The following is a 12901-nucleotide window of genomic DNA, read 5'->3' on the forward strand; positions in this document are numbered from 1 at the left end:
AGCCCCTTCGGGTATCTATACAGTGCTGTCGTTTAGTTGATTACCAACCTTTAACTACGCCACCTTGGAAGATGTCAGAAGCTGCGTTGTACACTTCTTCAGTTTGGTAAGCTTTAACGAAGTTTTGTACGTTTTCAGCGTTTAGGTTGTCTTCACGAGAAACGATTAGGTTTACGTAAGGAGAATCTTTGTCTTCAACGAATACGCCATCTCTTTGTGGAGTCAGGTTGATAGAACTCGCGTAAGTTGTGTTGATGATAGATAGCGCTACATCATCAAGAGAACGTGGCAGTTGAGCTGCATCTAGTTCAACAATCGTTAGGTTCTTAGGGTTACCCACGATGTCGCGAACGGTAGCTAGAAGACCAGCGCCTTCACGAAGTTCAAGAAGACCTTGTTGCTCAAGAAGAAGTAGAGAGCGACCTAGGTTTGTAGGGTCGTTTGGTACAGCAATACGAGCACCGTCTTGGATTTCGTCTACTGATTTCACTTCTTTAGAGTAACCCGCAATTGGGTAAACAAACGTGTTACCAGCGATAGTTAGCTTGTAGCCACGGTCAGCCACTTGCTGATCTAGGTACGGTGCGTGTTGGAATGCGTTGATGTCGATAGAACCATCATCTAGAGCTGCGTTTGGTGTTACGTAATCTGTGAATGTTACTAGCTCAACATCTAGGCCGTATTTCTCTTTCGCTACTTTAGCTGCCACTTCAGCAACTTGCGCTTCTGCACCTGCCATTACGCCAACTTTTACTTTAGAAGTATCCACTTCTTTATCACCACAACCTGCTAGAACTAGCGCTGAAGCTGCTGCTGCGATAGTTAGTAAACCTTTAAGGCTAAATTTCATAATAATCTCCTTTTAATAAATCTATTTAATTGGGTTCAGACGACTCTAATCTTTATGCGTGAGTCTTTATCTGTGGTCAACGCGGCGAACTAATGAATCACCGATTGATTGAATAATTTGTACCAGCACAATCAACATCACTACCGTCACAGCCATGATAGTCACATCATAACGGTGGAATCCGTAACGAATCGCGACATCACCTAAGCCGCCGCCACCAACAGTTCCTGCCATTGCTGAGTAGCTCACCAGAGTCACTAGCGTAATCGTTACTGAGTTGATGATAGTCGGTAGTGCTTCTGGAAGCAGAACCTTATTGATGATTTGTGTTGGTGTTGCGCCCATTGATTGAGCCGCTTCCACTAGACCTGTTGGTACTTCAAGTAGCGCACTTTCAATTAGTCGAGCCACGAATGGGATAGCGCCAATCGTCAGTGGAACAATCGCTGCTGTTGTACCAATGAAGGTACCAATCAGCATCTTAGTCAGTGGGATAATAGCAACCATCAGTACTAAGAAAGGCACTGAACGGCCCACGTTCACAACCGCACCGAGAATTTTGTTTAGCTTGGTGTTCTCTAACAGACCACCTTTTTTCGTCGTATGTAGAATCACGCCTAATGGGATACCGACAGCGAAGCCAACAATGCCCGCTACAGCAACCATGTAAAGGGTTTCGCCTGTTGCGCCTAATAGAAGGTTACCGTTAAGGCTGACCCAGTCAGCAACCTCGTTGAAACTAAAGGACATAGCCAAGTACCTCTACTTTTACATTGTTGTCGCGTAGGAATTGAATAGCAGCATTATCATCGGCTTCATTACCGAACAGTTCAGCAACCATCATGCCGAACTTCACGCCGCCGGCGTAATCAAGGTCAGAGCTTAGGATGCTGACATCGATATTGAATTTACGTGCGATTTGCGTCATCAGCGGAGCATCAACCGTTGCACCAGTAAACTCAAGACGCACCAGCGGGTAGCTGCTGTTTACGCGAGTCTCTTGCAAGCGTGCTTGGTAATCTTCAGGAATCGTCAGATCCAACGTTGAGCGAATAAATTGATGTGCTAGCTCTGTCTTAGGGTGAGCAAAGATGTCACCGACTGTGCCTTTCTCTACCAATTCACCGCCGCCAATGATCGCGACTTCATGACAAATGCTTTTCACTACATCCATCTCGTGCGTAATAAGCAGGATAGTGATGTTCAGCTTGCGGTTGATTTCACGCAGCAGCTCAAGAATTGATTGAGTTGTTGCTGGATCCAATGCGCTGGTTGCTTCATCACATAGCAGTACTTTCGGGTCAGAGGCCAGTGCGCGAGCAATCGCCACACGCTGCTTTTGACCGCCACTTAGGTTTGCAGGGTAAGTATCACGCTTGTCTGCAAGGCCAACCAGTTCAAGTAACTCGCTGACTTTCGCTTCAATAATCGCTTTATCTTTACCAGCAAGTTCTAGAGGCAGTGCTACATTGTTAAATACAGTACGAGAAGACAGCAGGTTGAAGTGCTGGAATATCATGCCGATGTTACGGCGCGCTTCGCTAAGTTCTGATTTACTGAGTTTTGTTAGGTCGATACCGTCAACAATCACTTCACCAGAGGTCGGAGCTTCCAACATATTTACACAACGGATTAGGGTACTTTTGCCTGCACCAGAAGAGCCGATGACTCCAAAGATTTGACCTTGAGGAATGTGGAGGTTGATATCAATTAAGGCATTGATTTCTTTATTGCCTTGATAAAAAACCTTGTTGACTTGATTAACTTTAATCATAGAGAAACCCGTGCAGGTAGAACAGAATAATATGTCGATAGCTCGCTCGATTTACAGACGATGCTATGGTGTTCTATGATCTAAGTCAATAGATATTTTTACGTCTAGACGGCTAAACGTCGATTGTATGGTTAAGCTAGAAACAAATCGTTAACGAACGCAAAACTAAATAGATAGTGATGAAGCAAATAAAGCGTGTAATAATTAATGATTAATAGAGAGTTGATAGAGAACAAAATTTTGTCTAAACCTGCTGTTTTTTTAGATCGTGATGGTGTGATTAACGTTGATCACGGCTACGTACATGATGAGCATGACTTTGAATACATCGATGGTGTGTTTGAAGCGGCGAAAGCGTTTAAAGATATGGGTTATTTATTGGTGCTAGTGACCAACCAATCTGGTATTGCTCGCGGCATGTTTAGTGAAGACCGTTTTCTTTCTCTGACACAGTGGATGGATTGGAACTTTGTTGATAACGGCGTTGAGCTTGATGGCATCTATTACTGCCCGCACCACGCGGAACACGGTATTGGCGACTACAAGCAAGATTGTGAATGTCGTAAGCCAAAGCCAGGCATGTTCATTTCTGCTCGTGACTTTCTGAAGATTGATATGGCTAACTCGGTCATGATCGGCGATAAAGCGGAAGACATGATGGCTGCAGAAGCGGCAGGTGTTGGTACTAAAGTGTTGGTAAGAACCGGCAAACCAATCACTGAAAAAGGTGAAGCACTTGCAAGTGTTGTGCTTGACAGTATTAAAGATGTACCAGCATTCTTAAAAGGTTAAGGCACTAAGTCTCTTTCACTTAGATATAAGTGTTGTTCACTATATAAAGATGAGGAACGCAGTATGAAAGCATTGTTGATAGCATCTCTATGTACGGTAGCGTTATTCGGGTGTTCTAAATCCGCAGCGCCTGATGGTGCAGTATCGGACGATCAATTCGTGACTTATCAATGTGAGTCTGACGCTTCATTTAAGGTCGCTTACCTTGGTAATGAGAAAGCGGTATTACGTTTGCCAGAGAATGAATATCGCCTCACTCAAATAGCGGCAGGTTCAGGAACGAAGTATATCTTAGATGATGGTACCTCTGAGCTGATCAATAGCGTCACTTTACGCACTAAAGGTGACAACGCACGTCTAGAACTTGGTCGTGTCGTCTATAAAAATTGTCGAAAGTAAGTCATAGTTAACTTCTAAGATTTACAAACAGTTAAGTGAGGGAATCTGCCCTCACTTTTTATTCTCTTCCCTTTAACGTTAGACTTTTTATGAGCAAAAAACTCACTATTCTTGATATTGCAAAACTGTCCGGTGTTGGTAAGTCAACCGTATCACGCGTTCTGACCAATGATCCAAAAGTGAAACCTGAAACCCGTGAAAGGGTGGAAAGAGTAATTCAAGAATCTGGGTATACGCCTTCAAAGTCAGCGCAATCGATGCGCGGTGGCAGCCAAAAAGTCATCGGCGTGATTATCTCTCGTTTGGATTCTCCTTCTGAAAACAAAGCCGTTAGCACCATGCTGGCCGAGTTGTATCGAGCGGATTATGATGTCGTGATCATGGAAAGCCAACTCGACAGAGAAAAAGCCAACGAGCATCTTCAGGTTCTTAAACGTCGTAACGTTGATGGCATTATTGTGTTTGGTTTTACGGATTGTGATATTCCTGCGATCGAAGCGTGGGAGCACAAAGCCGTGGTGATTGCTCTGGATACCGAGAATGTGACGTCGATTAACTATGATAACCAGCAGGTGATCAATAGTGCGTTGGCGCATTTATCGGATCAGGGGATCTCTGACGTTGGCTTTATCGGGGTTGACCCTAGTGATAAATCAACTGGTGAATTGCGTCTCAAGGCTTATCTTGATTGGTGTGAAAGCACCGGAGTGATTGCAAACTATCGTACTGGGCAGCTTCATCACGAAAGTGCTTATCAGCTGGTGGATGAGGTGTTGACTCCCGCGACTCAAGCGATCGTTTGTGCCAGTGATACCCTTGCCCTTGGCGTCATAAAACGTCTGCAAGAGTTACAGCGTGAAGATGTGGTCGTCACGGGCGTTGGTGGCAATGATCTTCTTTCCTTCTTGTTCCCGCGAGTATTTAGTATTGATCCTGGTTACCAATCTGCAGGTAAGCTGGCTGCTAATCTATTGATCTCTCAGCTTTTAGGCAATTCAGAGATCTCTCATCACACACAATCTCCTATTCTATAATCCACTCAATTAAGCGAAATTGAACCGCTTAGATTAAAATTAGAGTGTGATCTCTTTCAACTAATGGGACTGTTCCCATTTTAATTTATCATTCATGCGGGCATTATAATAACCGTGATTGGGAATGTTCCCATAAATCTAAATCTGAGTGGTTATAGCTGCATGGTTTAGATGAGTAATTGAATGAAACCAGGGTGGGGTAGTATGAGTAAGATAGCGAAGCAAGACGTTGCGCGTCTTATCGAGTTAGTCGGTGGTAAAGAAAACATAGCGAGTGTCAGCCACTGTCTGACTCGACTGCGTTTTGTATTGAACGATACAGAGCAGGCCAACAAAGCTGAACTCGAAAAACTGAAGCTAGTAAAAGGCTGTTTTACTAACGCAGGCCAATTCCAAGTTGTGATTGGCACTGAAGTTGATGAAGTGTACGCACTTCTGATTGAACAGACAGGTAAAGAGGCATCATCAAAAGATGAGGCGAAGCTGGCTGCTCGTCAAAATATGAACTTCCTTGAGCGTGGTATCTCCCATTTAGCCGAAATTTTCGTACCACTGCTGCCTGCCATCATTACTGGTGGTTTGATTCTTGGTTTCCGTAATGTGATTGGCGACATTCGCATGTTCGACGGCAAAACCCTCGTTGAAATCAGTCAATTCTGGGCAACCGTTCACTCTTTCTTATGGTTGATCGGCGAAGCTATTTTCTTCTTCCTACCAGTTGGCGTGTGTTGGGCAACGGTTAAGAAACTCGGCGGAACCCCTATTTTGGGTATCACGCTCGGTGTGACCTTGGTTTCACCACAGCTCATGAACGCATACATGATAGGTAAATCGGTACCTGAGGTATGGGATTTTGGACTGTTCGTGATTGAGAAGGTCGGTTACCAGGCTCAGGTGATCCCTGCGATGTTAGCGGGTGTGGCTTTGGCGTTCATTGAAACCAATCTTAAGCGCATCGTCCCAGCTTACTTGTACCTAGTGGTTGTGCCATTTGTATCGATTATTTTGTCTGTGATTCTAGCGCACGCTTTCATTGGCCCATTCGGTCGTATGTTAGGCGATGGTGTGGCATTCGCAGCTAAAGCGGCAATGACAGGTGACTTTGCGATTCTTGGTTCAGTGGTATTTGGCTTCCTTTACGCACCTTTGGTTATCACGGGTATTCACCACACCACCAACGCCGTGGATCTGCAATTGATGCAAGACTTAGGCGGCACACCAATCTGGCCTTTGATTGCACTATCAAACATTGCACAAGCATCGGCAGTAGTCGGCATCATTATCTTGAGCAAGCGTGAAGGTGAACGAGACATCTCGGTTCCTGCGGCAATCTCAGCCTACTTAGGTGTAACAGAGCCTGCGATGTACGGTATTAACCTTAAATACAAATTCCCAATGCTCAGCGCAATGATTGGTAGTGCTGTTGCAGCCGCAATCTGTGGTAGCGCGGGTGTGATGGCGAATGGTATCGGTGTTGGCGGCTTGCCGGGCATCTTATCGATTCAACCTCAATATTGGTCGATTTACCTAGTCGCGATGCTGGTGGCGATAGTACTGCCTATCACGTTAACCCTGTTCTTTTACAAGCGAGCCCAATCCAAGGGTGAGTTAGAAACCGCGAACGCGTAATGCATTTAATAAGCGATGACTCCAATGTGAGTTATCGCTTTTTCTCTTAGTTATAGCTTTTTCTTTTAGTTATAACGGCTATTCGACCATGATTTGCATGGTGATTTTTATTTTATATTTTCTGGTAAGTGAGTGTTAGAGATGGCGATGACTGAACATGATGAAAGCTGGTGGAAAACCGCGACCATCTATCAAATCTACCCAAAGAGCTTCTGCGACAGTGGCAGTAAGGGTACTGGCGATATCAAAGGGATCATTTCGAAATTGGATTACCTCAAACATTTGAGTGTCGATGCGATTTGGCTAACCCCGGTTTACGCATCACCAATGATCGATAATGGCTACGATATCTCAGACTACTACGCGATTAACCCTCAATTCGGCACCATGGAAGACTTCGACTTATTGCTGTCTGAAGCGCACCAACGTGGTATCCGTATCGTGATGGATATCGTGGTAAACCATACCTCGACAGAGCATGCATGGTTTCAATCTGCTTTGGGAGACAAAAACAGCCCGTACCGCGATTACTATATCTGGAAAGATCCGGTAGATGGTCACGCACCAACCAACTGGCAGTCTAAGTTCGGTGGTAATGCATGGGAATTAGATGAGGCGACTGGGCAATACTTCCTACACCTGTTCGCTAAAGAACAGGCTGACCTCAACTGGGAGAACCCGGTTGTACGTGAAGAAGTGAAAGACGTTATCAGCTTTTGGGCAGAGAAGGGCGTTGACGGTTTCCGCTTGGATGTGATCAACCTGATTTCGAAGCAACAAGACTTCCCTAACGATGATATCGGTGATGGCCGTCGTTTCTATACCGATGGTCCACGTGTGCACGAATACCTGAAAGAGATCAGCGAAGCCGTATTCCAGAAGTACGGCAGCGTGACCGTCGGCGAGATGTCTTCAACCACGTTGGAACACTGCCAGCAATACTCAAACGTTGATAACAGTGAGCTATCGATGGTGTTTAACTTCCACCACCTTAAGGTCGATTACACCAATGGTGAGAAGTGGACTAATGCGCCGTTCGATTTCTTACAGCTCAAATCGATCTTTAACCACTGGCAAACAGGATTGAATGGTAAAGGTTGGGGCGCACTATTCTGGTGTAACCACGACCAACCAAGAGTGGTGAGCCGCTTAGGTAACGATCAGCAATATCGCGTTGAATCAGCCAAGATGCTTGCTGCGTCTGTGCATATGATGCAAGGCACACCTTACATCTATCAAGGTGAAGAGATTGGTATGACCAACCCGGGGTATACCGACATCAGCCAATATCGTGACGTTGAGAGTACCAATATGTACGACATTATGGTTAACCGTGATGGTGTAGCGCATCAAGATATGATGGCGATTTTAGCGCAGAAGTCTCGTGATAACTCTCGTACACCAATGCAATGGAACAGTGAGCCTTACGCAGGATTCTCACAAGCTCAGCCATGGCTTGATGTAGCGAATAATTACTCTGAGATTAACACTGAGCAAGCACTTGAAGACAAAGACTCTGTTTTCTATTTCTATAAGAGTTTGATTGAGTTACGTAAACAAGTGCCAGTGATTACGGATGGCAGTTATCAAGATCTACTGCCTGAACACTCATCCATTTTTGCGTATGCACGTGAGAACGAAGGTCAAACTTTGCTGTGTATTAACAACTATTATGGCGAAGAGGCAGAATGCGTTTTGCCGGAACGTTTTGATATGACTAAGGCGAAGAGTTTGTTGTCTAACTATCAACAAGCGAACACTTCAGTTGCATTACATCATCAAGTGTTACGTCCTTACGAGACTCGTATTCTCTTGATTGAAGGTTAACCTTGTTTCATTTCAATAAGCCTAATTCTGATTCCCCTTAAAGGATTAGGCTTTTACAAAGGCTTTGGAGTGCTCCCCAAAGCCTTTTTTATTGTTTGTGGTTAGTTAGCTGTTGCGCTCAGGTTCGGTGAATCTAAGTCAGGGCTAGCTAATCGAAGTCAGTATCGCTGCTGATTCTTCGATCGTAGATTGTTCTACAGACATCAATTCAATCTGTTCAATCAAACCGATGCTAGGGTTGAACCAGCGCTCTGATGATGTGCCAAATTCTGTAGAATCCATACCTTCACAGTTAATGTAGTAGGTGTTTTTTTCTGTTAGATTCGCAGCTTCGATTGATTTATCAGAGATCTTGAAACTCTTACGTACGCCTGTTTCTTCAATCTGTTGTTGCCATGTGACTAGGCATGAGGCATTAGTTGGCAGGCTTGATACCCACGAGTTGTCTTCAAAGTCATTCAGCATGTTAGCGACTGCTTCGCCATCTAACGTCACTTGCAATGAAACGGTTTCCTCACTGATATCAATGATTGGGTTACTCTCTTTTACGTCAGTTCCTTTCAAGCGGAAAAGAGGGCTGCTGCGTATTACGGTTGTGATGTATTGGCTACCAATAAAGTAGGCATTGGTGATTTCATGTAGACCGCGGTCAGGGCCTGCAAAATAAATGCTGCCGTCTTCTTGTGTACCTTCAACATTCGTCATGATGTCTTCAGATACATAAAATTCGGTGATGCCGTAATTGATCAGATCATTGATAACTTGAACGACCGCTTCATTGCTGGCCTCTTCTTGTAACCCTGCAATAATGAGTTCACCGCTTAAAGGAGTGAAGTTCATTGTCATCACGCCTTCAGTCTTACCATCTTTGGTAAACGAGTAGCCCAATGTTGTTTCTGGTTTAGGGGAAAATGCAGAGCTCGCAATAGGGTAATCAACCTGACTGCTTGGACCTTTATTACCATCTGTAGAACCAGAAGAAGAGCCGCCTCCGCCGCCACAACCATAGAGGGCAAAGAGAGAGGTCGCTAGGGCGTGTTGATCTTTCGTGAGTGTTTTTTGAACAGCATGGTAAAGAGTTATAATTTGCTTCGCCAAAAGTAAAACCATAACCAATACCATGCCAAGAACAATGCTAACTGATATTCGCTGGGAACTGCTACTCCAAGTTATGAAAAGTACAGGTCGTATTTACGATAAAACTGAACATCGAATGACATTTGAAGGAATACTTTATCGAATGAGAACAGGTATTCCTTGGCGAGATCTACCCTCTGAGTTCGGAGAGTGGAGTACCGTTTACAGACGATTTAATCTTTGGTCAAAGAAAGGGATTTTAGATAATCTTTTCAAAAGCTTATCTAACATGGCTGATTTTGAATGGGTATTTCTTGATGGCTCTATAGTTAGAGCACATCAGCATAGTACAGGTGCAGCTACTGAAAGTTCAGAGCAAATAGGAAAAAGTCGCGGGGGCAACTCAACCAAAATTCACTTAGCCGTAGATAGTGGTGGCCTGCCGATTTGCTTTGATTTATCAGAGGGACAACGCCACGATATAGTGCATGCCGAAAGCTTAGTTGAGCAACTCGATGAAGTTAATACCATCGTTTGTGATAAAGGATATGACAGCGAACCTTTCCGTATTTTTGTTAAGGAACGTGGCGGAGAAACGGTAATTGCTAAACGCAATTACGGACAAGATATAGACAAAGACAGTATGGATTGGTGTTTATACAAGTATCGTCACTTGGTCGAAAATGCCTTTGGGAGAATTAAGCATTATCGAGCTATTTCAAGTAGATATGACAAGCTAGAAAGGAATTATGCCAGCATGTTATCGCTGGCATTCATGTTAATGTGGCTACCGATGTATTGTTGAACGCGAAATGTACAGCAAAGATCAACACGCCCTAGTAGCGTCATTGTTTTTTTCATGTTGAACATTCCTAAAGTTGGAAGCCCTTGGTGGGCCCGATGTTTTTAGGAATGCTATTGTTTGGGGAGTAAATAGGGCAAAAAACGAAGTCACATAAGATCTTAATTTATATTTAAGTTATTTATTGTAAAGGGTTTTTCTTTATCCTTTGAGAACTGTTGCCCGACAGCGGTGCAGTAGTTAAGCATTAATGTTTCCCACTGCTTTATGATTAAAGGCTCTTTAACGCTTAGCTTTAAGCTCTTCCAAGGTTGTAGGCAGGTCGATTTGGATTCAGGTTTAGATAGCCGAGCGAATAAATCTTCGGATGGAACCACTCTCAATAACGCAACCAGCGACTCCATGTAGTTGAGGCGGAACTTCTCCATGTTGCCTTGCTTATAAGCAATGTGAGAAACCATCATATAAACCAACGCATTTTCGATCGTAGAGTTTCCTGAGGTATTGGTTAGGAGCTCTTTTGCGGTTTGCAGATCTCTCAGTTTGAAATGAATGATACCGACCCAAAGTTTTAGTTCGTCTGGCAGTAACTTAAATCGAGTTTGAACAAGATTGGTGAACGCAATGAGCTTCTTCTGATCCGTTTCAAATAGAGCAAGTTGTCGTGCAATCAGAGTAGACGTCATGGTGTTGAGCTTGATGCCATCAAACGTGATGGTTTTTCCACTCAGCAATTCGCTGACTTCGGTATTATCGACTGACCAGTCTGGCGACAATGGTGCAGGCAGAGCAAAGTAGTTAGCCAACTCTCGGTTGATCTCCATAACGCTGCTGCTGATGTTATTAACATCAATAGAGTAAACCCCACCAAACGCCAACTTCCCTGAGTTTGGGTAAATCAGGCTTATTTTAGCGACGAGGCGTTTATCTACTTCTTGATCCTTCAGCTGAATGTTAAGCAGGTAATCACTGGTGCGCATGTTCTTTGCGCCCGGAAAGAAGGGAGAGCTGTCTATAGGGTCAAGGAAGTAGCTTGGCGCATCTTGGTTAGCAAGATCGGTGTAGGCGTATTCAATCTGCTGTTGAAGTATTAATGCTTTTACGACTTTTCGGTATTTTCTGGAATTATCGCCGATGGCATCCAATCGATTCAGGAGAAGTTCGACCTTAGGAATCAATCGTTGGTCGCGTTCGACTTCAGAAGCACGAGTCGAAGATTGCCAAAGCATATAGCCCATTACCGCAGTGCTGATCAGCAAAACCAAAGACACCACAACAAGCCAAGGATTAACTGGATTGGAGGTAAATCCTTTTTGACTGGTTGGAGATTCTATGGCGGCATCATCCTCTTTGAAATCAGGGGAAGCCGCAGCAAAGCTAACCGAACTTGGGTTTAGGAAGTAACCCTTGCGTGGGTAAGTCACCAGTATTTTGGTCGCGTCGCTATCAGGTAGGTGTTTTTGAAGTACTGAACGTAAGGTACTGATTCGGTTTGTCAGAACATTTTTTGAAATGAAGTTACTTTGCCATACAGATTCAATGATGCGCTCAGCAGCGAGCGGTTCACCCACGCTAGTCAGAAACAGTTCGAGTAATTCAATAGAACGAGGTTCTAAATCGATGACCTGCTCGTCGCAACTTAAGACTCGTGTGTTGGGGTTGAATTCCAAGCCTTCAATATAAATAGAGGCTTGTTGGTCTTTGGCGCTAGAGAGGTAATCTTGCATAGAAAAGGTGACGGTTTATAAAACCTAAATTCTAGCTGTTTTTGTTATTAAAAACAGCTAGTAATTCACAGGGTGATTGGTATTAAGACGCGTAATTCACCGAGTAGCGAGTTGGTTTGTGGTTCATTGCCAATACGATGTTCAATACTGCGGTGCCTAATACAGATACGGCAATCACCCAAGGTGACACGAAGAAGAACGATGCAAACAGAATACATGCATCAATACCCATTTGTGTTTTACCTACCGAGATACCGTAGCGGTCTTGGATAAACAAGCACAGTACGTTGAAGCCACCCAGACTTGAGCGGTGACGGAATAGGATTAGCATACCTAAGCCCATTAATAAGCCGCCGGCAACAGCACAATAGATCTCGTTATGAACTTCTAGCGAGATAACTAAGTATAAATGATCGGCAAACACAGATACTAAAGCACCAGAAATCGCACTGCTAATAGCAAAGCTACGGCCGAATCGTTTCCATGCTAATAAATAGAATGGGCAATTGGCAACAAAGTACAAAATACCAAAGGTTACAGGCAAGAATTGACTCAAAAGCAGAGCCAAGCCAGTAGTACCACCGGTAAGCAGGTTCGCTGACTGTAAAAAGAAGACGCCTAACGCCACTAAAAACGTGCCAGTGAGAATCGCTACCCAATCTTCTTTACGTGAGTGTTTTTCCATCGTTTTTATAATTACCTAACCAATAAAGGCGTGCATAGTAGAGAAAAACCTTAGCTTTCGGTAGCTTGAGGGGCAAAATTAAGGTAAACCTATGTAATCTGCGTTTTACAGGGTGTAAAGCGTAAAATTGACAGTAAGCGTCATCTTTGGTTGGATAAGCCAAATAACATGATGAATCTTATATGTGATTATGAAAAAACTGCATGATAAAATTGCAATTAGCTCTTTATGACCTAGATCAAATTATGTAGAATGCGTCACATCAAAACGGTGAAGGAAACGTTTGCTTTCGGTCGTTGTGTGGT

At 43.9% G+C, this 12901-nt stretch carries 12 protein-coding genes; 6 read left to right on the plus strand and 6 right to left on the minus strand.

The window, feature by feature from the left end; all coding sequences use genetic code 11:
* Nucleotides 1–40: 40 nt before the first annotated feature.
* The 3 genes from OCV19_RS03580 to metN all read right to left on the minus strand — a co-directional run bounded on the left by OCV19_RS03580 (nucleotide 41) and on the right by metN (nucleotide 2624).
* Nucleotides 41–850 carry a MetQ/NlpA family lipoprotein gene (locus OCV19_RS03580; RefSeq protein WP_065676688.1) on the minus strand — a complete coding sequence of 270 codons (810 nt, stop codon included), beginning with the start codon at nucleotides 848–850 and terminating at the stop codon, nucleotides 41–43.
* 66 nt (nucleotides 851–916) lie between these two features.
* Nucleotides 917–1600, minus strand: coding sequence for a methionine ABC transporter permease (locus OCV19_RS03585; protein WP_065676687.1), 684 nt, complete (start codon nucleotides 1598–1600; stop codon nucleotides 917–919).
* Nucleotides 1590–2624 carry a methionine ABC transporter ATP-binding protein MetN gene (gene metN, locus OCV19_RS03590; RefSeq protein WP_065676686.1) on the minus strand — a complete coding sequence of 345 codons (1035 nt, stop codon included), beginning with the start codon at nucleotides 2622–2624 and terminating at the stop codon, nucleotides 1590–1592. The genes OCV19_RS03585 and metN overlap by 11 nt, the downstream gene beginning before the upstream one ends.
* Nucleotides 2625–2831: 207 nt before the next feature.
* On the opposite strand from metN, the gene gmhB reads away from it, so the two are divergent.
* The 5 genes from gmhB (at nucleotide 2832) to treC (ending at nucleotide 8305) form a co-directional block, all read left to right on the plus strand.
* Entirely contained in the window at nucleotides 2832–3416 is a 585-nt protein-coding gene (gene gmhB / locus OCV19_RS03595; protein WP_017060762.1) for a D-glycero-beta-D-manno-heptose 1,7-bisphosphate 7-phosphatase, read from the plus strand.
* Nucleotides 3417–3479: 63 nt separating this feature from the next.
* The gene (locus tag OCV19_RS03600; protein ID WP_048664565.1) at nucleotides 3480–3815 is read left to right on the plus strand and encodes an MliC family protein; all 336 of its coding nucleotides are present in this window, start codon (nucleotides 3480–3482) and stop codon (nucleotides 3813–3815) included.
* Between the two features lie 89 nt (nucleotides 3816–3904).
* Nucleotides 3905–4849, plus strand: coding sequence for a trehalose operon repressor TreR (treR, locus tag OCV19_RS03605; RefSeq protein WP_065676685.1), 945 nt, complete (start codon nucleotides 3905–3907; stop codon nucleotides 4847–4849).
* Nucleotides 4850–5053: 204 nt separating this feature from the next.
* Entirely contained in the window at nucleotides 5054–6478 is a 1425-nt protein-coding gene (treB, locus tag OCV19_RS03610) for a PTS trehalose transporter subunit IIBC (RefSeq protein WP_017063347.1), read from the plus strand.
* A gap of 141 nt (nucleotides 6479–6619) precedes the next feature.
* Nucleotides 6620–8305, plus strand: coding sequence for an alpha,alpha-phosphotrehalase (gene treC, locus OCV19_RS03615; RefSeq protein ID WP_065676684.1), 1686 nt, complete (start codon nucleotides 6620–6622; stop codon nucleotides 8303–8305).
* A gap of 144 nt (nucleotides 8306–8449) precedes the next feature.
* Here the strand turns inward: treC and OCV19_RS03620 are convergent, their stop codons facing one another.
* Nucleotides 8450–9388 (minus strand): hypothetical protein, encoded by a 939-nt coding sequence (locus OCV19_RS03620; protein ID WP_065676696.1) that lies wholly within the window; start codon nucleotides 9386–9388, stop codon nucleotides 8450–8452.
* A 37-nt stretch (nucleotides 9389–9425) separates the two neighbouring features.
* Between OCV19_RS03620 and OCV19_RS03625 the strand changes: the two genes are divergently transcribed.
* Complete coding sequence (locus OCV19_RS03625) at nucleotides 9426–10187, plus strand: IS5 family transposase (protein WP_086738309.1); 762 nt, start codon at nucleotides 9426–9428, stop codon at nucleotides 10185–10187.
* 158 nt (nucleotides 10188–10345) lie between these two features.
* Here OCV19_RS03625 and OCV19_RS03630 read toward each other — a convergent pair whose 3' ends face one another.
* Nucleotides 10346–11911 (minus strand): winged helix-turn-helix domain-containing protein, encoded by a 1566-nt coding sequence (locus OCV19_RS03630; protein ID WP_065675224.1) that lies wholly within the window; start codon nucleotides 11909–11911, stop codon nucleotides 10346–10348.
* An 82-nt stretch (nucleotides 11912–11993) separates the two neighbouring features.
* Nucleotides 11994–12596, minus strand: a complete 603-nt coding sequence (locus OCV19_RS03635; protein WP_017060757.1) for a YitT family protein — start codon at nucleotides 12594–12596, stop codon at nucleotides 11994–11996.
* Nucleotides 12597–12901 lie beyond the last annotated feature (305 nt).

It is taken from the genome of Vibrio celticus (genome assembly GCF_024347335.1).
Lineage (GTDB): Bacteria > Pseudomonadota > Gammaproteobacteria > Enterobacterales > Vibrionaceae > Vibrio > Vibrio celticus.